This is a genomic window from Nitrosomonas sp. JL21, assembly GCF_009833095.1.
Classification (GTDB): domain Bacteria; phylum Pseudomonadota; class Gammaproteobacteria; order Burkholderiales; family Nitrosomonadaceae; genus Nitrosomonas.
The window spans coordinates 33,297-51,765 of sequence record NZ_QRCB01000047.1; the positions used below are offsets into that span (position 1 = coordinate 33,297).

Consider the following 18,469-nt stretch of genomic DNA (forward strand, 5'->3'; position numbering starts at 1 on the left):
TGCGAAGCTTATTACTGAAATGAGAGTCCCGCTCGATAAAATCGAAAATATCGATTCAGACCTAGGAATATCCTAAATAAGTTTTTATGTGTGTTTGGGGTGATATATGTTTTTCATTCTTGCTTGATTACGGAATCACCAATTAATTTAATGGTTTCCACGGGAACTTCCCCCACTGTTGTAATCTTATGATCATCCTGGGTTCGTACATAAATATTGATGGCTCCTCGACTCGTAAAGAACCCGGGAGCAGGGGGAGGCGCATCTTTTTTAAGGGCTTCGATGAAAATTGAAACGGTTGCCAACCCATCTGATAATGCAACATGATCAACCAATGGTGATTTATCGGTTAAATTCCGCCGCATTTCAACTAATTTCTTGAAACCTGTGGGCAGCTTTTTGATCTGCCACTTCAATTCGCCTTCTTTAAGAAAAGAAGTTACCAAATCAGTAACATGCCACTCCCCTTTCAAAATGGACTGATCCAGCTTAAGTGATTCCGGCGGGATTTCTTTATCAATTTCAAGCTGTACAAATGCAAATTGCTCAACGATATCGTTTCCATCCAGCACAGCCACTTTCAGCAGTAGACCAGTCTCAGTATCAATCCAGAATTGATGACCATATCGCAAAGAATCTCTTGGAGTTAGCAGCAGAACTTGGCATTCGCGATCAGTTATACGTTCACGCTTAACTTCTGTGACGTGATAGTTGTCATCGATACCTTCAAAAGATTGTGGAAGTAGATTGGGAAAAAATTTGCGGAACCAGCGTTTTTCGGTATATACCTTCTTACTCTCAGGAAGATAACACTTCATTTCATCGTTATTGCGAAATACGATGCGGGGCGAACCATCCAGAACTTCTATCTTTTCACGCTCCCCTGCTTGATCGGCTTTATGGGTGATCCGGGTAGTTTCCATGTGATCATCGGCATAGTATACAAATGTTCCCGCATAATTATGCTGACGTGGCGCATCGGCCATTCTTTTTAACCACTCAAGCGCACCACTGGATGAAGAGGGCAAGTCTCGTGCATGAGCGACCTGAAAACAAAGTGCAAGTAAAAAAAAAGTCCGATTATTTTATGACTATTCATCTACCATATCTTTCATTATGTTGAGTCACGCTGTTCACATTAGTTACTTGTCCACGCATATGTCCGCCCGGAGAGAATTCTCGATGGACAAACAGATAGTCATTTATTTCAGCAGGTGGATAAGTATTCATCATCGGAGGAGTGGTAACTAATGTAGGTACGGCTGTTAAATTATTGTTCTGTTTCTGATTATCTGCGATGAGTGAAGGTTGAGGAGAATACGAAGAGTTATAAATGAGTGCCCATGCTGAAATCATCGCAATGACAGAAGCTGCAACGGAAAAGGCAAGGACTTTGAGTTTTTCGTGGTTGGGATTGTTGAATGTATTGGGAAGAAAAATGACCGGCTCGGTTTTTAATACCTGATTGACACTTGGTGAAACGTCTGTCGATAATCGGGATGAGTGCCTCAATGCGTCGCCAATTAAATGATAAGTTTTCCATTCCTCTCGTAAATCACCATCTTCTTTCAATCCTTTAATAACAGTTGACGCATCCTGCTTCAGAAGTTCGCCATCCATAAATGCTGATATTTTGCTTTTCACCTTACCACCTCTTGTCTTTACTAGTACCCAATAAAGGACGCAGCTGTTCAGAGATTGCTTCACGGGCGCGAAATATTCGCGACCGTACAGTGCCTATTGGGCAATTCATGATATTCGCAATTTCTTCATAACTTAATCCATCAATTTCTCTTAAAACGATCGCTGTTCGTAATTCTTCAGGTAAAGAATCGAGAGTCTGATTAACTGTTTGAGCAATCTGCTTGCTCATCAGTTCACTCTCTGGAGTATTCAATTCCTTTAACAAGCTATCTTCAAAGCTCTCGGCGTCTTCGTTATCGAATTCTTGCAAGGTCGGGACTTTGCGCCCTTGCGACACCAGGAAGTTTTTGGCGGTATTGATACCAATTCGATATAACCAAGTATAAAAAGCGCTGTCTCCTCTAAATAAAGGTAATGCTCGATAAGCTTTAACAAAGGCTTCCTGAGTTACATCCTCAACTTCCGCTGCATCACGAATAAAATGTGATAGCAGACGCGCTAGCTTACGCTGATATTTAATGACTAGTAGATCAAATGCATGCTTGTCTCCGCTTTGAACTCGTTCTACTAATTGTTGATCGACCTCCCGATCACCCATACCACCTGTTCCCTGAGCATTTTGTTTTTGAATGAATGTGCAGTTTTATTCTTGATCTTCTACATGCAGCATAATGACATAAGCCAACAAGTATATCCATTCAATCAAATCTGGGGAACTAGGTAATTAACTATAGCGTTTCCTAAAGACAATCCGCTTACAGAGTTAGTTCACAATTTAATCATAAAAACAAACACCTCAGAGCCTAGTGAATAAAAACATAAAACAGACTGAGTCTGCTATCATCCAATGCTTATTTCTCAACACTTTTTTAAACGACTACCAATCCGATTCCAATGTTCGACAATCATTATGATGTACTTATTATCGGCAGTGGATTGGCCGGATTCACACTGGCGCTTCATTTGGCCGATCAAAAAAAAATCTGCATTGTTACTAAGCAAACAGTTGATTCCGGGGCGAGTTCATGGGCACAGGGAGGCATCGCTGCAGCGTTATCCTCCGAAGATTCTCCTACGAAACATTTCCAGGACACTCTAATTGCTGGGGCCGGGTTATGTGATCAGGAAATGACCCGCTATATTGTTGAGAATGCTTCGGAATCGATTCACTGGCTCATCAATCAAGGCGTGCACTTTACTTCTGATCAAACCAGTGAAACCGGCTACCACTTGACCAAAGAAGGCGGCCATAGTGTACGGCGCATTATTCATAGCGGCGATGCCACGGGCCAAGCCATTCAACACACCTTGGTCGAGAAAATTCGTAATCACCCCAATATTTGCGTATTGGAACATCATATTGCCATCGACCTGATCACGAGCGATAGATTGTCTAACGATCAAATTCCACAGCAAAATCGACGCTGTGTAGGTGCTTATGTGCTCGATAAGAAAAAAGGCACGGTTCATACGTTTAGTGCACAAGACACCATTCTCGCCACGGGTGGAGCCAGTAAAGTTTATCTCTACACGACCAATCCGGATACAGCCACTGGCGATGGCATCTCGATGGGGTGGCGCGCAGGTTGTCGGATTGCCAATATGGAATTCATTCAATTTCACCCTACCTGTCTGTATCACCCTCATGCCAAATCATTCCTGATCAGTGAAGCTGTACGTGGTGAAGGTGGTCTCTTGAAATTGCCGAATGGTGATCGCTTTATGCTCCGGCATGACTCACGTGCCGAGCTTGCTCCGCGCGATGTTGTTGCCCGCGCCATTGACTTTGAAATGAAAAAAAGAGGGTTGGATTGCGTTTATCTGGATATCTCGCATAAACCGGCGGACTTTTTAAAACAACATTTTCCGACTATTTTCACGCGATGTCTGGAATTGGGAATCAATATCACCAAAGAACCCATTCCGGTCGTTCCTGCCGCCCACTACACATGTGGAGGAGTAGTCACAGATAAGAATGGAAAGACCGATTTGAACAATTTGTATGCCATAGGAGAAACGGCTCACACCGGATTACATGGTGCGAATCGGCTTGCCAGTAATTCCCTACTTGAGTGCCTGGTGTTGGCTCAGTCCGCGGCAATCGATATTCTAAATCACTCTCCTCAGCTATTGCCTGGGTTGCCAGCCTGGGATGAAAGTCGCGTGACCGACGCCGACGAAGAAATTGTGATCGCTCATAACTGGGACGAATTACGGCGTTTTATGTGGAACTATGTCGGAATCGTACGAACCACCAAACGCCTCCAGCGAGCTCAGCGGAGAATCGAATTATTACGTGAAGAAATTAACGAATATTATACGAATTTCAGAGTCACAAGCGATCTACTGGAATTGCGAAATCTGGTCGATAGTGCCGATCTCATCGTAAAAAGCGCGATGTTGCGCCACGAAAGCAGGGGATTGCACTATAGCAAGGATTTTCCCAATACCTCACACGTTGCTCAGAATACGATATTGCAGAAAGAACGCGCAAAATGACCTGGAAAACCTGTCGATCTAAAAATATCTGATCGAAATCTACCCAAGATTTGTCAAATCTATGCCCCAAATGTCCACATCCCCTGTAAAGCGCATATTGACAGTTTCATTTAAAAATTAAAGGCCAGTTGATCTGGCCTTTAAAAAGACGAGCAACAGTTAGATGCCGCGGAATCAGGCGAACAATGAATTTACGAGGAGTAAATGAGCATCCTGAGTCTGATTTAACACTGCATGACTAACTCAACAGTTCGTCTGAGCTTCCGCTTAAGCGAATACTGCAGTTAATTTGGCAAGTATTCCATTGGCTATTGGCTGAAATACGCCAAGAAAATTATTCAACTGCATCATTCCCACAATCAGAATCAATAAGCCGCCTGTAACGATGCCATATTTAATGCCCTGCACGAAATTTGCCGAAGCCGGAGCGCGAGTATAGGTTTGATTGGAAAACGACAAGAATATCTTTAAGATCCCCAGTAAAATACCTGCTGCGACACATCCTAGAAACAAATGAATCGCACAATGCACCCTTTCTGGTAAGCTTTCTTGCGCTAGCTCGAGGCTAGCAAACCGAAGGCATACAATAATTACGAACAATAAAATGAGAGAATTCCAGAATCCCCCAAACCGCATTCTGAACTCACTTTCCATACTCATATTTTTTCTCCCTTTAAATGAATGATGACAACAGACAAATCAAGAAATCATTACTCTATGTATCAATTACATCTGCTTGCCAATAAATTTGTTATTTGAATGTGTGTATTGAAGAAACGTTGATTACTTCAGCAAATGAAATGAATCGATAGGCGCACGAAATGCAACAGCCGAGACATATCAACGAGATAAGCAAGGGAGTAAGTATCGCGCAACGAAACGATTCGCTCGTGCAATCAATTAATCAGAGTTTCCTTAATGTCCAACTTCGTGCTCATGTTTGTATTGAAATAGCCTGAAGCCTGATCATTATAGCCAAATAAAAATGGGTTGTAGTCAAGGGAAAATAAATTGGCTCGAATTCATAATAAGAAAAATCATTCGTGAGATTTACAACAATCATATCCTTATCATCTTCCCCCTATCATTTTTAGATGGCCTGAATTATGGCAAATATCAAGTTGACGGTTTATTTATACATTCGCAGATAAAACATATCATCTGGCTCAACCGAGTAACGAAACTACAGAAGTGGCGCGAACTCTTTCATAGCCATATTCCCTTCCAATCAATCTAGAGGCATTCTTTAAAAAACATCGTATATCATCTGAATTTAACGACAAAATTTATCTGAATGTCTTGTATTCATCATTCGTACTAAGGTATAGTTCGCACTTTGCCATACAGGTCCAGGCAGGAGAGCGCGCTGCTGATTCAGCGCCGCCGAAGGCGTAACCCCCCGGAATCGCTCAGGCATGGTCAAGTCCAACTTGTTCCAAATGAACCGCTTATGACAGGCAATCTGGAGAGTGCTGAATTTTTCGGCCACCGAAGGGGCACACAGACTCTGATCTGTAAATCTCTCAGGTAAAAAGGACAGAGGGGTGATAAGTCATTGTGAAAATGACTTTTTTATTTCCGGGAGAATATTCATGCTGAAAATGACACCCCTTAATCACGTCCACCGTGACATGAATGCCAAAATGGTCGACTTTGGTGGTTGGGATATGCCGTTACATTACGGCTCGCAATTAGATGAGCATCACAAAATCCGCCAGGATTCCGGCATGTTTGATGTATCACACATGCTGCCAGTGGATATCAGAGGCCCTCAGGTACGTGATTTTTTACGTCACTTGGTTGCCAACAATGTCGATAAACTTACACTTCCGGGAAAAGCGTTATATTCCTGCATGCTGACGCCCCAAGGCGGCATTATCGATGATCTGATCATTTATTTTTTATCCGAAACTTGGTTCCGCATCGTCGTGAATGCAGGAACTGCGGACAAAGACGTCGCTTGGATGCTCAAACAACGTGACCAGTCCGCACCTCAATTAGAGATTTCTCCACGACGGGATTTAGCCATGATTGCCGTGCAAGGTCCCAATGCGCGCGCCAAAGTCTGGCAGGTGATCCCGGGTTCTCAATCCCTCACCGAAGAATTAAAACAATTTCAATCGGCTGCCGTCGGTCAATATTTCATTGCACGGACTGGCTACACAGGGGAAGATGGTTTCGAAATTATTCTTCCCGCTGCTGATGCACCTTCATTATGGAAAGCACTGCATGCTGCCGGAGTTGCCCCGGCAGGATTAGGAGCCCGTGACACGTTACGTTTAGAAGCAGGTATGAATTTGTATGGCCAAGATATGGATGAAACCAAGCATCCTATGGAGTCGGGTCTGACTTGGACTGTTGATCTGAAGAGCGAGCGTGATTTCATCGGCAAAAATGCCTTATTGAATACCTCGACCACACACCACCTCGTTGGTTTGGTATTAATCGACCGTGGCGTATTACGGAGTCATCAACATGTCGTTGGACACAAAGATGGTAGCGAGTATCAGGGAGAAATTACCAGTGGTGGTTTTTCACCGACCATGAACCAATCCATTGCGCTTGCGCGCATGCCCATGCAAATAACAATCGGCGATGAGGTCAATGTGATTGTTCGTGACAAACAGCTACGCGCCAACGTAGTGAAATACCCGTTTGTGCGAAATGGTAAGATTATGATTTAATTTAGAATTGTAACAATGAATTTCTTTTATCTGAGGTGAAAAAATGAGCATCCCAACACAATTAAAATATAGTAAGTCCCACGAGTGGGTAAAATCTGAAGCTGATGGAACAGTTACCATAGGTATTACCCATCACGCCCAGGAACTGCTGGGCGACATGGTGTTCATCGAATTACCAGAAGTCGGGCGCGTTCTTAAACAAAAAGAAGAATGTGCGGTCGCGGAATCCGTGAAGGCAGCCGCCGATGTGTATTCACCTCTTTCGGGCGAAGTCACGGCTGTAAATTCCCCATTAGTGGACGAGCCAGGAAAAATCAACGAAGATGCCTATTCTGCCTGGCTGTTCAAAATGAAACCGAGCAATGCCGCTGAATTGGATGGATTGCTTGATGCCGCTGCATACACGGAATTGGTCGATAGCGAAGATCATTAAAAAATCGACTTCTGCTGAATTGAATGCGCTTCCTTATTTTTACACCATTACTTCACGTTTTATTTAATTAATCATGCCGTTTATTCCACATACCGAAGAAGATATCGCCGACATGCTGGCCAGCATTGGCGCCAAAACAATTGAAGAACTTTTCGATGAAATTCCAAAGGAATTGATCAGTGGTCAATTGACAGGCGTTCCCGCCGGTCTCAGCGAAATGGAAATTACACGCCTGATGATGGAGCGAGCCGGCAAGGATGGGATTTACCAGAATTTCATTGGAGCAGGCGCTTATGAACATCATATCCCTGCTGCAGTTTGGCAGATTACGACGCGGGGTGAATTCTATTCGTCATATACGCCATATCAAGCTGAAGCCAGTCAAGGTACTCTGCAATTATTGTATGAATATCAGACGATGATGGCTTCATTGACCGGTATGGACGTATCCAACGCCAGTATGTATGACGGAGCAACCGCGCTGGCAGAAGCCGCTCTGATGGCGGTGAGATCCCATAAGACCTCACGGCGTATCCTGATACCGCAAACAGTACACCCTGTATATCGGCAAGTCGTTCGCGCAATCGTCAGCAATCAGAAAATCGAAGTGGTTGAGTTGCCATTCTGCCCCGAATCCGGCCAAGTTCTACCGGAATCATTGGCCCAATCCAATCATGGGGATTTTGCAGCACTGGTCATACCTCAACCTAATTTCTTCGGTGTATTGGAACAAGTCGATGCCTTAACCGATTGGGCACACAGCAAAAATGCCTTCGCCATCGGAGTAGTCAATCCGACCGCTCTAGCGTTACTGACTCCACCGGGTGAATGGGGCAGCAAAGGTGCTGATATTGCCGTAGGTGAAGGTCAGCCATTAGGTATCCCATTATCCAGCGGCGGCCCTTATTTTGGCTTCATGGCGTGCAAGAATGATCTGGTTCGTCAAATGCCTGGGCGTATCATCGGCCGTACCACAGATCTGGATAATAAATCGGGCTTCGTACTGACGTTACAGGCCCGTGAGCAGCATATTCGCCGCTCGAAAGCCACTTCCAATATTTGCACCAATCAAGGTCTCATGGTCACTGCTGCAACAATTTATATGTCTTTGGTGGGACCGGAAGGATTGCGCCGAGTCGCCGCGCAATCACATGCAAATACTTTAGATTTGGTAGACCAATTAGAAGCCATCAAGGGTGTGAAAAGAATCTTCACCGGCACCATCTTCCATGAAGCGGCACTCAGTCTACCAGCTCCAGCTGCTGGTGTACTGGCAAAATTGAAACAGAAAGGCATCGTTGGTGGCTTGGATCTGCACGGATATTATCCTGACTTAGGCAATGCAGTACTCGTCTGCGCCACTGAAACCAAAACCGCGACTGACATTCGTGCTTATACCGATGCCTTGAAACATGCGCTCAGCTCGTAACGATCTTTTCAATTCTTCATACAGGAAACACCATGGTCACTCTCAAAGGTAAACCCATCAAAATTGAAGGCACATTCCCTCAGGTTGGACAAAAAGCACCTGCATTCTCACTAGTCAATAGAGATTTGATCGATACCACTTTAGCGAATTTCGCCGGCAAAAAGAAAGTGCTCAACATCGTCCCAAGCTTAGATACACCGGTGTGTGCGATTTCCACTCGCAAATTCAATCAGCAAGCCAGCGATATGAAAAATACGGTCGTTTTGATCATTGCGGCTGATTTGCCGTTCGCGATGAGCCGCTTCATTGATGCCGAAGGATTAGATAAGGTGATCACGCTATCGACAATGCGCGGCGCCAATTTCATGAAAGATTATGGCGTATTCATAGCTGACAGCCCATTTGCTGGCATTACAGCCCGGGCAGTGATTGTACTGGATGAATCCGACACTGTAATTCATGCCGAATTAGTTCCTGAAATCGCCGATGAACCCAATTATGAAGCCGCATTAGCCGCCTTAAAATAAATTAACGATCGCAATTACACATCATGCTGATATTTGAACACTCACGTCCAGGCCGTCGAAATTACTCACAGTCACCGATCAAACCGGCGAGTAAATCCGCTATCCCGCAAAATCTGTTGCGTAAATCCCCTGTACTTCTGCCCGAAGTATCGGAAATGGATACGGTTCGTCACTACACGCGTTTGTCGCAAAAGAATTTTTCGATAGACACTGAGTTTTATCCTTTGGGTTCTTGCACGATGAAGTACAATCCTCGCGCCTGTAATTCATTGGCCATGTTGCCGCAATTCTTATCTCGGCATCCGCTGGCTCCCGAAGACACCGGTCAAGGTTTTCTCGCCTGTATGTATGAGTTGCAGGAAATCCTGAAATCAGTCACCGGTATGGCTGGCGTCAGCTTAACCCCGATGGCTGGTGCCCAAGGCGAATTGATTGGTGTCATGATGATACGTGCCTACCATGAATCTCGTGGTGATTTTGCACGTACTGAAATCATTGTGCCGGACGCAGCTCATGGCACCAATCCCGCGACGGCAGTGATGTGTGGCTTCAAAGTAGTAGAAATTGCAACCGACAAGGATGGCAATGTCGATCTGGAAGCATTGAAAGCAGCCGTGGGTCCTCAAACAGCCGGATTGATGCTGACCAACCCATCCACCCTCGGTGTCTTTGAAAAAAATGTGGCGGAAATGAGTCGTGTCGTACATCAAGCCGGCGGGCTACTGTATTACGATGGCGCAAATCTGAATGCAGTGCTCGGAAAGGTAAAACCGGGCGATATGGGTTTCGACGTCATTCATATTAATTTGCATAAAACATTTTCTACACCTCATGGCGGCGGCGGCCCAGGCTCCGCACCGGTGGGTGTAGCCGAACGATTATTACCCTTCATGCCAATCCCGATCGTTGCCAAGGAAGGCGAAACCTATCGCTGGATCACCGAGAAGGACAAACCCCAGTCAATAGGTCGATTGTCAGCACACATGGGCAATGCGGGCGTTCTGCTGCGCGCTTATATTTACGTTCGACTGTTGGGCGTTGACGGCATGCACCGCATTTCTGAATTTGCTACCCTGAATGCCAATTATCTGATGGCAGAATTACGAAAAGCAGGCTTTCAAATCGCCTATGATAACCGTCGCGCAAGTCATGAATTCATTGTGACGCTGAAAGACATCAAGGATAACACCGGCGTGACTGCGATGAATCTTGCCAAGCGATTATTGGATAAAGGTTACCATGCGCCTACGACGTACTTTCCCTTATTGGTTCCAGAATGCTTGTTAATTGAACCAGCAGAGACAGAATCGAAAGAAACGCTGGATGCTTTCGTTTTATCAATGAAAGAGATCCTGCGTGAAATCGAATTACAACCCGATTTGGTCAAAGGGGCACCTCATTCTATGCCGGTACGGAAATTGGATGATGTCAAGGCAGCTAGGGAGCTGGATCTATCCTGGAAACCAAGCGCTTGAAGATACAATATTAAGACAATATGCGTACATTGATTTGCGGCTCCATCGCCTACGACAATATCATGGTCTTTCCGGATCATTTTAAAAATCATATTCTGCCGGAAAAAATTCACATGCTGAATGTCGCATTTCTGGTTCCGGAAATGCGCCGTGAATTTGGCGGTTGCGCAGGCAATATTGCTTATAATTTAAAAATGCTGGGTGGAGAACCGGTCATGATGGCGACTGTCGGCGATGATTTCTCACCCTATTCCACACGATTTGAACAGTTGAGCATTACTCAGGAATACGTGCAGCATGTTCCTGATACTTTTACAGCTCAAGCTTTCATCACCACTGATTTGGCAGATAACCAGATCACTGCATTTCATCCGGGCGCGATGAACTTTTCCCATCTCAATTCCGTAGAAAATGCGCACGATATCAGTCTCGGCATCATAGCGCCCGACGGGCGCGATGGCATGCTGCAACATGCTCGAGAATTTCATGAAGCCGGGATTCCCTTTATTTTTGATCCGGGCCAGGGTTTGCCTATGTACAATGGTACCGAACTTCTCGATTTCATCGATATGGCAGATTACATCGCAGTTAACGATTATGAAGGTCAGATGCTGCAAGATCGCACCGGATGCCATCTTGAATCGTTGGCAAGCAAAGCCAAGGCATTGATTATTACCTTGGGTGCCCAAGGCTCGGTCATTTACGCCAATGGAGAGAAATTTGAGATTCCCTGCGTCACGCCGACGGAAATCATCGATCCTACCGGCTGTGGCGACGCCTATCGTGCTGGTTTACTGTACGGTATTGTGAATCATATGGATTGGAACATGGCAGGTCAACTTGCCTCATTGATGGGTTCATTGAAAATCGCTCGGCGCGGCGGACAAAACCATCAGTTCTCACGCGACGAAATTGACCAGTATTACTTTGAAAATTTTGGTCACCGTATTTTTTAATCCAATTTCAACTCCTATATCCGTTGTATCTATTCAAACTCAACCCATATGGGTTGATGATCTGAGGCTTGTGTCATCATATCGATGCCATAAGTCCTGAGCCGGGGAATCAATCCATCGGTTACAAAAATATAATCAAAACATTCGGGGCGATCGACAAAGTCGCCTGAATGAATGCCCACGGTAGGTGAGTGCTGAGTATCAGGGTGCAAGGTTGACCATGCATCAAAGAAATTGGGTACAGCATCTTCAAAGGGAGCAAGAATTTGTTCACGTTCCAGCGCCCAAGCCGGAAAATTTAAATCTCCGCATAGCAGAGCTTGCTCTGGGCGAGAAAAAACTTCGAATGGCCCTCCCTCTTCTTCTTTCAAAGATTCGCGACGTGACATGGCGCAAGCATTTCGATGTAAATCCCGGATTGCATTAATCTGGGTTTCGCGTTGATGTTGTGAATAATATTCAAGATGAGTCGTCATGACTCTTACAGCGCCTAGATTCGTATAAATAACTGCTTCTATCAGAACACGCTGCATGCTGGGAGTCATCAATTCAGCTTGCCAAGGTAGCAAATGGCGCCAAATTTGACCTACCGGGAAACGGCTAAAGATTGCATTACCGAATAAATTTCTGCCTCCGCATTTATCTGGTATGTCGGTGGCTACCCCCCAAATACCGTTAAAGCCAGTTAACGCACTTGATAACCTATCAAATTGATTTTCTCCCCGACTTCCTGGTAAATCAACGAAGTTAACCGCTACCTCTTGCAGGCAAATAATATCAAAATCGCCTTGTCGTTGGATGGTCTGAACAATTCTCGGCAAATCAACACATCCATCCAAGCCCTTTCCCCACTGAATATTCCAGCTCAATAATTTCATCATTTTTCTCACAATCGTTCTCCATAGAACCTCGGTCGACTCTGTAATGAGGGATTAAATATGCATATTTCGCTTTTTTCGAAATCCATCCCTTCAATGACTCATTTCATGCATTCCTGATTTCAGTTAATCAACGGAGAGAAATATTTTTACACTTGATGCTCAACTGTCTCCGATATCTTCAATCAATTTTTCTTCACCACTAGATACAAAACAATGCCATGAATTTCTTATAGATAAATTGTATTTAAAAACAATAAATTAAATACATTCTCGAAAAATTAACTCAAAATATCTGACACACTTATTGACATGGGATTATTTCCCACGTATAGTCGCAATTGTTCGTGGGAAATATTCACACAGAACTCCACAGCCTGAACAGTGGAAGAAGCGATCTGATTAATCAATATATCAATGGAGAAAGAAAATGAAATTATCAATGATCAAAACTTCAACGGCTTTAGCCGCAGTATTAACGGTATTCGCAACCTCACTTCCTGTCGCTGACGCAAATGCAGCAGGCATTCGTGTAGAGTGCGAAAAAAGAGCCAATCGTTCAAAAGTATCTGTCGATGGCACTAATCTTGTGGCAGGTAATTACACTGCAAAAATTATATCTGGCAGCAATACAAAGAAATCTGCGCCTAAATCAACCACTGGCGATGAAGTAGAATTTGATTTTGATAGCGATCCAGGTGATGTGGCTGCAGGTGCGACTCGTATCAGCCGCAATTTCATTCACGGAACAGTCACGGGACAACTCATCAATGAGAATGGATTCACGGTTGCCCAATCCACCAGAACTTGCCGTTCACGATAAGAGGTCAGCAGCACTCGGTCAGTAATACCCCTCTTACTGATCGTAAAATACAGCCTGGAACATCTTCCCCTTCTGTGATGTCTCCAGGCTGTTTCTTTTTTAATGTGCTAATTACTCAAATGGCTTAGGCACTTATTTCAGAGACTGATAATAATTGTTAATTCTGCTGCAAACGATTAAGACGGAGCGTTTGAGACAAGTCGAATAGGCTGTGAATGAGGGTGATGCGAGGGAATAAAATGAGCGTTTTTGGCATGATTCTGCGCCACAAAATTGGCGAGTTCATCAGCGGGCAATGGCCGACAATAAAAATAACCTTGAATCAGCTCACAATCATATTTTTTCAGAAATTCTAACTGAGCTTGATTTTCAACACCCTCAGCAACGATTCTTTTATCAAGAGTGTGTGCCATGGCGGCAATGGTAGCTGCTATTGTACCGCCTTCACCATTCTCGTTGATTTTACGCACAAATGAGATGTCAATTTTAAGCGTATCAAATGGCAACTGCTCCAGATATGACATGGAAGAATAGCCAGTGCCAAAATCATCGATTGAAAGTTGAATGCCCAAGTGTTTAAGTTTTTCCAACATTCTCAACACTTCTTGCATATCTTCCATAAAAACACTTTCGGTAATCTCAAGTTCCAAACAGTGTGGATCCAGCTCATTTCTTTTCAGAACACTCTCAACCATTTGGAAAAAATCAGGCTGGCGAAACTGCTTGACCGACACATTAACAGCAACGTAGTCCAGGCAAATGCCTTGATTAATCCATTCACGGTACTGCCTGCAAGCTCCATCGAGTACGATACGCCCGATGTCGATAATCAATCCCGTATCTTCTGCAATCGGAATAAACACGCCGGGAGGCACAAAACCAAGTTCCGGATGGTTCCAGCGCACTAATGTCTCAACACCGCGAACACGGTTTGTTTTGGGATCTACTTGCGGTTGATAATGCAACACAAATTGTTGTTCAGAAACGGCCTTTCGCATTTCTCGTTCGATCATCAAACGCTTACTGATCTCGGTATTCATGCTTTCTTCAAAGAAAACAAATTGATTACCCCCATTCGCTTTAGCACGATACAAAGCGATGTCGGAGTTTCTCATCAAATCGGCAGTATTTGCTCCATCCTGGGGATAGACAGCAATTCCGATACTCACTGTAAGTATATTTTGCTCGCCACGAAAGAAATAGGGTTCAGCCAGACCGAGAATAATCTTCTGGGCTATCGATTGAATGGCCTGACTCGAGTCCAAGTCACAGACAATGACCGCAAATTCGTCACCTCCCAGACGAGCCGCAGTATCTCCTGCATCAATGCATTGAAGAAAACGTTCGCCGGCTTCACACAGTAATTCATCGCCAATCGCATGCCCATAACTGTCATTAACCATTTTGAATCGATCAAAATCAACATATAGCACAGCCAATTTACGCTCGCCCCGTTGGCTCTGTGCAATTTCCTTCTGCAATTGTTCCATAAACAAAAAGCGATTGGGCAAACCCGTCAATGCATCGATACGTACTTGACGCAGCAATAATTCTTCACGATTTTTGGTGAATAGCGCCACTGCAACTCGATCAGCATAATCATTGATGTATTGGATGTTTTCCTGGCTCCTGCTAAGCGCGTGAACAAAACCTAACAAAACATATCCGACCAACTGGTGATTCCAATTTAAAGGCAGCAGAAATGAGCATGCCAAATTCTTTCCCTGCCCTTCGCGCGATAATTCTTCCAGAGGTAATTGCTGCAAGGCAGTGCAATCTATCCACATTCCTTTGGAATGGTTTTGAAGCAATTGTTGAATGGAATCTAAAACTTTGCAATCAGCAGTCATCACAGAGTGATCTTTAATAGCTAGTTCATATACATAACCTTTTCCGGCATCATCCGGATCGAGTACAGTAATGCTGACCACATCTGCTTTAACAATCTTATTCATGTGAATCAATGTCAAGTAGACAATCTTATCGATATTCAGGCCCGATAATATTTCCTGATCTATACGCGACAACGCAGTCAGCATTTCGAATTGCTCACCTACTTGCGTGGTCATGGTATTGAAGGATGTTGCCAGTTCGCCGAATTCATCCGAACTGATGACATCGATATGAGAAGAAAAATCATGATTTCCCAGCCGTCGGGTTCCTTCAATCAATTTTTCCAGTGGCACGAGAATACGTCGAATTTGTATCATGCTGAACAACATGATGAGCAATATCGATAAACCCACGCTGCCCCAAAAAATCGTATTAAGGTTAGACGTATTGCCAATCGCATCCGCTTTGGATTGCATCGATACGACCAACCAGCGTGGTGTCATGAAATGCGCATCGAGAAAAACCTCATGGTAGTTGGCAATATAATGTTCATGATTACTATACCAATCAAACTCTCCTTTAATTTCTTGAGTAATAGGCTCGATAAATTCTTTTTTTAATGAGATATCACTTTGGTGAGCGCAAAAAAGCGTTACGTACTGGTTGCTTAAAACACATTGCTCCAAATTGTAAGCAAATGCGCTGGGGTCGCCCCACACATAATCCGAAACAATTTCTGCAATGACTATACCTTTCTCAGGAGCATCCACGTGCAGTGCTTTGAGAAACAGTAACTTGGTCTCTGTCCCAGCCTTTTGCATTTTAATGATCGAGCGTTCAAGCGATAAATGCCGTAATTCACTAGCCGTCAAACTAATTTTTTCCGTGAGATACAGTGTGCCATACAGATTCATTACTTGATCATCGGAAAGAACAATTGCCAAATTGCGAAACCGTTGTTTGAACTGACTCCCTATCTCCGGAAGATGAGATTCATCAGAAAACTGCGTACTATCCATGAATAATTGCTCAATCATCAATAAGCGCTCGTAAATGGCTTTATTGTATGTATCACCCGCTGCATTAAGTTGATGATGTGCTTTTTTAAGTAGCATGTCATTCGATTCCGAATATGACAGAAGTGCCAAAGCGAAAATGGGAATGAACGTTGACAGCATAAAAAATATCAACATCCTACGGCCAACTTGACTGCGCAATAGAGTATCTTTTATTTTCATTGGACTATTTAGCTCGAATATTTTGATGCCAAATCAATAAAACGGCCATTATTAGCGCGAACGATGTCATCACGGCTTGCTTTTGCTGTCAGCGGCGACTGGCTGCTGCCGTCCTTTCCCATGCTGTACAAGTCATAATCTGAACTGATGGGATGCAAGTTATGGTCTTTGCGTATTTTCCCGTTGATTCCCTTGATATTGGGATTAGAATGATTCAAATATTGATAAGGATTGCCCCATGGATCAATAAGGCCATCCATACCAACTTCAGCCAGGGAATTTGGATAAAGATTCGGTCCTGTCGGAATATAGCTTTCGATACGCATTTCAATTTTGCTGATATCGAAGATCGCTTGTTCAACTTTGATTCGTTCTGAATAATCTGTGTAAGCCGGAACGGCAACCGTCGACACAACCGCCAATATCGCGATCGTCACCAGCAGTTCGACTAGTGTAAATGCTTGTTGGGCATGGTAATGAATGGATTTATTGCTCATAACCAATACTAAGGTTCATTGTTAATGTCGTTATTTCATACTCATTACTCTATGAATAGTAATAATTAACGGTTAGTGAGAAAAAAACTAAAATAAAATTTTATCTGAATAACTCATTGTTATTTAATGTATTTATTATCTACGATGCTACATAGAGAAAATATCTTGGGAGTAAAAAATTTTAAGCTTTAGACTAGGGTCTGTTGACGTTTTGAGATAAGTATTTCAAGGAAAGAAGCAAACTCGTAATATTGAGTCCTATACCACCATTAAGACGAGTTTGCGATGCCCCGATTGATGCTCAGTGATGAGTTCTGGTCGAAGCTGGAAAAGATTTTGCTTCAAGAAGCGATTTATAACAAGCGCAATTTGCGCCTGACGGTAGAAGGAATGCTGTATCGAATGCGAGTTGGCTGTCCATGGCGAGACTTACCCAAAACATTCGGATGCTGGAATTCCATCTACAAAAGATTTAATGCGTGGTCGTTAAACAGTAAATGATTAAGGATTTTCAAGACGTTGGTTATTGATCCGGATTGTGAATGGAAATTTATTGATGGCAGCTATGTTAAAGCGCACCAGCATAGTGCAGGGGCAGCAAACAAGGAACCCCAAGCGATTGGAAAAAGCCGCGCAGGTAATACCACCAAGATTCACCTGGTAGTTGATAGTTATGGCTTGCCAGTTGAGTTTAAAATCACCGGCGGAAAAGTCAATGATTGTTCTGCAGCACCTGATTTGATTGCCAGATTACCTGACGCGAAAGCGATTGTTGCGGACATCCAATTAGTCTAGGCAGTCGAGAAGCACAGCATCCAAGGACAAAAAAGCCAGATGGCTCGCAGAATCTCCGTAGATTGGCGCCCGGCACCGCATAGAACGGCATTGGGGCATCGCCGAGATGCCCTTGAGCCAGTTTCGCCGCAGTTGACCTTCGCTTTTCATGTGACTGGTCGCAAGCTCAATAGCGCTTCGTCAGCGAATAGCTTTCCTGATCAATTGTATGACGCCGCGTTTCTGACCACTGCGCCAGATCGCCACCCCCTTAACGCTGACACGCGATAACCCTTGTCGACAAACACGGCCTCGGGTTTCTGGTCAGTCAGGATGGTGATCTGCTCAATGGCTTCGGGGAGCGTGGACCGTCGCATGGATTGCCGGGCAAACTACGCATGCCGACCACCAGGCCTTCCTTGTGGGGTGTAGCCACCGACCTTCTCGGTTTATCAGCTTGTGTTATTCTGAGCAAAAATACTTTGCCGCTTACGGCGGGGTTATTTAATTGTCTTGGTCGATGCGGTCGCTTTGATAATCTATGCCAATATCCATTCCATGCCGATTCAATATGACATTTATTGTCATTAAGCAGCAAAATAGGAATGCTTATCTGCTGATAAGCATAAATAGCGGTGTAAAAATAATGGAGTGGACGTCCGCTACCCTAAACGGCATCAAAGTGCCAAAGTAGTGGTGCAATAAAGCCCCCGGAGCCATTGGCTGTGCCAGAACGGCCCAATGACACATGGTCGATGGGTAATCCTCCCATTTTTAAC

The 18,469-nt window shown here is 44.2% G+C and carries 16 protein-coding genes, 1 pseudogene and 1 riboswitch; of the genes and pseudogenes, 9 read left to right on the forward strand and 8 right to left on the reverse strand.

Annotated elements, in window-relative coordinates; all coding sequences use genetic code 11:
• Nucleotides 1-113: 113 nt before the first annotated feature.
• The 3 genes from ABF87_RS12885 to rpoE form a co-directional block, all read right to left on the reverse strand.
• A complete protein-coding gene (locus ABF87_RS12885; RefSeq protein WP_160829522.1) occupies nucleotides 114-986 on the reverse strand; it encodes a MucB/RseB C-terminal domain-containing protein in 873 nt (290 codons plus the stop codon).
• A 109-nt stretch (nucleotides 987-1,095) separates the two neighbouring features.
• Nucleotides 1,096-1,644, reverse strand: coding sequence for a sigma-E factor negative regulatory protein (locus ABF87_RS12890; protein ID WP_160829523.1), 549 nt, complete (start codon nucleotides 1,642-1,644; stop codon nucleotides 1,096-1,098).
• A gap of 1 nt (nucleotide 1,645) precedes the next feature.
• Nucleotides 1,646-2,242, reverse strand: coding sequence for an RNA polymerase sigma factor RpoE (gene rpoE / locus ABF87_RS12895; RefSeq protein ID WP_160829524.1), 597 nt, complete (start codon nucleotides 2,240-2,242; stop codon nucleotides 1,646-1,648).
• A gap of 296 nt (nucleotides 2,243-2,538) precedes the next feature.
• On the opposite strand from rpoE, the gene nadB reads away from it, so the two are divergent.
• Nucleotides 2,539-4,143, forward strand: a complete 1,605-nt coding sequence (nadB, locus tag ABF87_RS12900; protein ID WP_160829525.1) for an L-aspartate oxidase — start codon at nucleotides 2,539-2,541, stop codon at nucleotides 4,141-4,143.
• 267 nt (nucleotides 4,144-4,410) lie between these two features.
• Here the strand turns inward: nadB and ABF87_RS15165 are convergent, their stop codons facing one another.
• The gene (locus ABF87_RS15165; protein WP_240143677.1) at nucleotides 4,411-4,602 is read right to left on the reverse strand and encodes a hypothetical protein; all 192 of its coding nucleotides are present in this window, start codon (nucleotides 4,600-4,602) and stop codon (nucleotides 4,411-4,413) included.
• A gap of 993 nt (nucleotides 4,603-5,595) precedes the next feature.
• Nucleotides 5,596-5,693, forward strand: a riboswitch (glycine riboswitch).
• Nucleotides 5,694-5,735: 42 nt separating this feature from the next.
• Here ABF87_RS15165 and gcvT point away from each other — a divergent pair.
• The 6 genes from gcvT (at nucleotide 5,736) to ABF87_RS12935 (ending at nucleotide 11,647) form a co-directional block, all read left to right on the forward strand.
• Nucleotides 5,736-6,827 carry a glycine cleavage system aminomethyltransferase GcvT gene (gcvT, locus tag ABF87_RS12910; RefSeq protein ID WP_160829527.1) on the forward strand — a complete coding sequence of 364 codons (1,092 nt, stop codon included), beginning with the start codon at nucleotides 5,736-5,738 and terminating at the stop codon, nucleotides 6,825-6,827.
• 43 nt (nucleotides 6,828-6,870) lie between these two features.
• Entirely contained in the window at nucleotides 6,871-7,260 is a 390-nt protein-coding gene (gcvH, locus tag ABF87_RS12915; RefSeq protein WP_160829528.1) for a glycine cleavage system protein GcvH, read from the forward strand.
• 73 nt (nucleotides 7,261-7,333) lie between these two features.
• Nucleotides 7,334-8,689 (forward strand): aminomethyl-transferring glycine dehydrogenase subunit GcvPA, encoded by a 1,356-nt coding sequence (gene gcvPA, locus ABF87_RS12920; protein WP_160829529.1) that lies wholly within the window; start codon nucleotides 7,334-7,336, stop codon nucleotides 8,687-8,689.
• A 32-nt stretch (nucleotides 8,690-8,721) separates the two neighbouring features.
• Nucleotides 8,722-9,216: a thiol peroxidase gene (tpx, locus tag ABF87_RS12925; protein WP_160829530.1), complete on the forward strand. Its 495-nt coding sequence runs from the start codon at nucleotides 8,722-8,724 to the stop codon at nucleotides 9,214-9,216.
• A 23-nt stretch (nucleotides 9,217-9,239) separates the two neighbouring features.
• Nucleotides 9,240-10,691 (forward strand): aminomethyl-transferring glycine dehydrogenase subunit GcvPB, encoded by a 1,452-nt coding sequence (gene gcvPB / locus ABF87_RS12930; protein ID WP_160829531.1) that lies wholly within the window; start codon nucleotides 9,240-9,242, stop codon nucleotides 10,689-10,691.
• 20 nt (nucleotides 10,692-10,711) lie between these two features.
• On the forward strand, nucleotides 10,712-11,647 hold the full coding sequence (locus ABF87_RS12935) for a carbohydrate kinase family protein (protein WP_160829532.1): 936 nt from the start codon (nucleotides 10,712-10,714) through the stop codon (nucleotides 11,645-11,647).
• A gap of 29 nt (nucleotides 11,648-11,676) precedes the next feature.
• On the opposite strand, the gene ABF87_RS12940 is transcribed toward ABF87_RS12935, so the two are convergent.
• Nucleotides 11,677-12,528: an endonuclease/exonuclease/phosphatase family protein gene (locus ABF87_RS12940; RefSeq protein WP_240143679.1), complete on the reverse strand. Its 852-nt coding sequence runs from the start codon at nucleotides 12,526-12,528 to the stop codon at nucleotides 11,677-11,679.
• A 427-nt stretch (nucleotides 12,529-12,955) separates the two neighbouring features.
• On the opposite strand from ABF87_RS12940, the gene ABF87_RS12945 reads away from it, so the two are divergent.
• Nucleotides 12,956-13,348 (forward strand): hypothetical protein, encoded by a 393-nt coding sequence (locus ABF87_RS12945; protein WP_160829533.1) that lies wholly within the window; start codon nucleotides 12,956-12,958, stop codon nucleotides 13,346-13,348.
• Between the two features lie 176 nt (nucleotides 13,349-13,524).
• Here ABF87_RS12945 and ABF87_RS12950 read toward each other — a convergent pair whose 3' ends face one another.
• On the reverse strand, nucleotides 13,525-16,296 hold the full coding sequence (locus ABF87_RS12950; protein WP_160829534.1) for an EAL domain-containing protein: 2,772 nt from the start codon (nucleotides 16,294-16,296) through the stop codon (nucleotides 13,525-13,527).
• 131 nt (nucleotides 16,297-16,427) lie between these two features.
• Nucleotides 16,428-16,916, reverse strand: coding sequence for a type II secretion system protein (locus tag ABF87_RS12955; protein ID WP_160829535.1), 489 nt, complete (start codon nucleotides 16,914-16,916; stop codon nucleotides 16,428-16,430).
• 285 nt (nucleotides 16,917-17,201) lie between these two features.
• Between ABF87_RS12955 and ABF87_RS12960 the strand changes: the two are divergent.
• Nucleotides 17,202-17,708: pseudogene (locus tag ABF87_RS12960) on the forward strand (IS5 family transposase); the annotation flags it as partial.
• 203 nt (nucleotides 17,709-17,911) lie between these two features.
• On the opposite strand, the gene ABF87_RS12965 reads toward ABF87_RS12960, so the two are convergent.
• Entirely contained in the window at nucleotides 17,912-18,067 is a 156-nt protein-coding gene (locus tag ABF87_RS12965) for a hypothetical protein (RefSeq protein WP_160829536.1), read from the reverse strand.
• Between the last annotated feature and the right edge of the window lie 402 nt (nucleotides 18,068-18,469).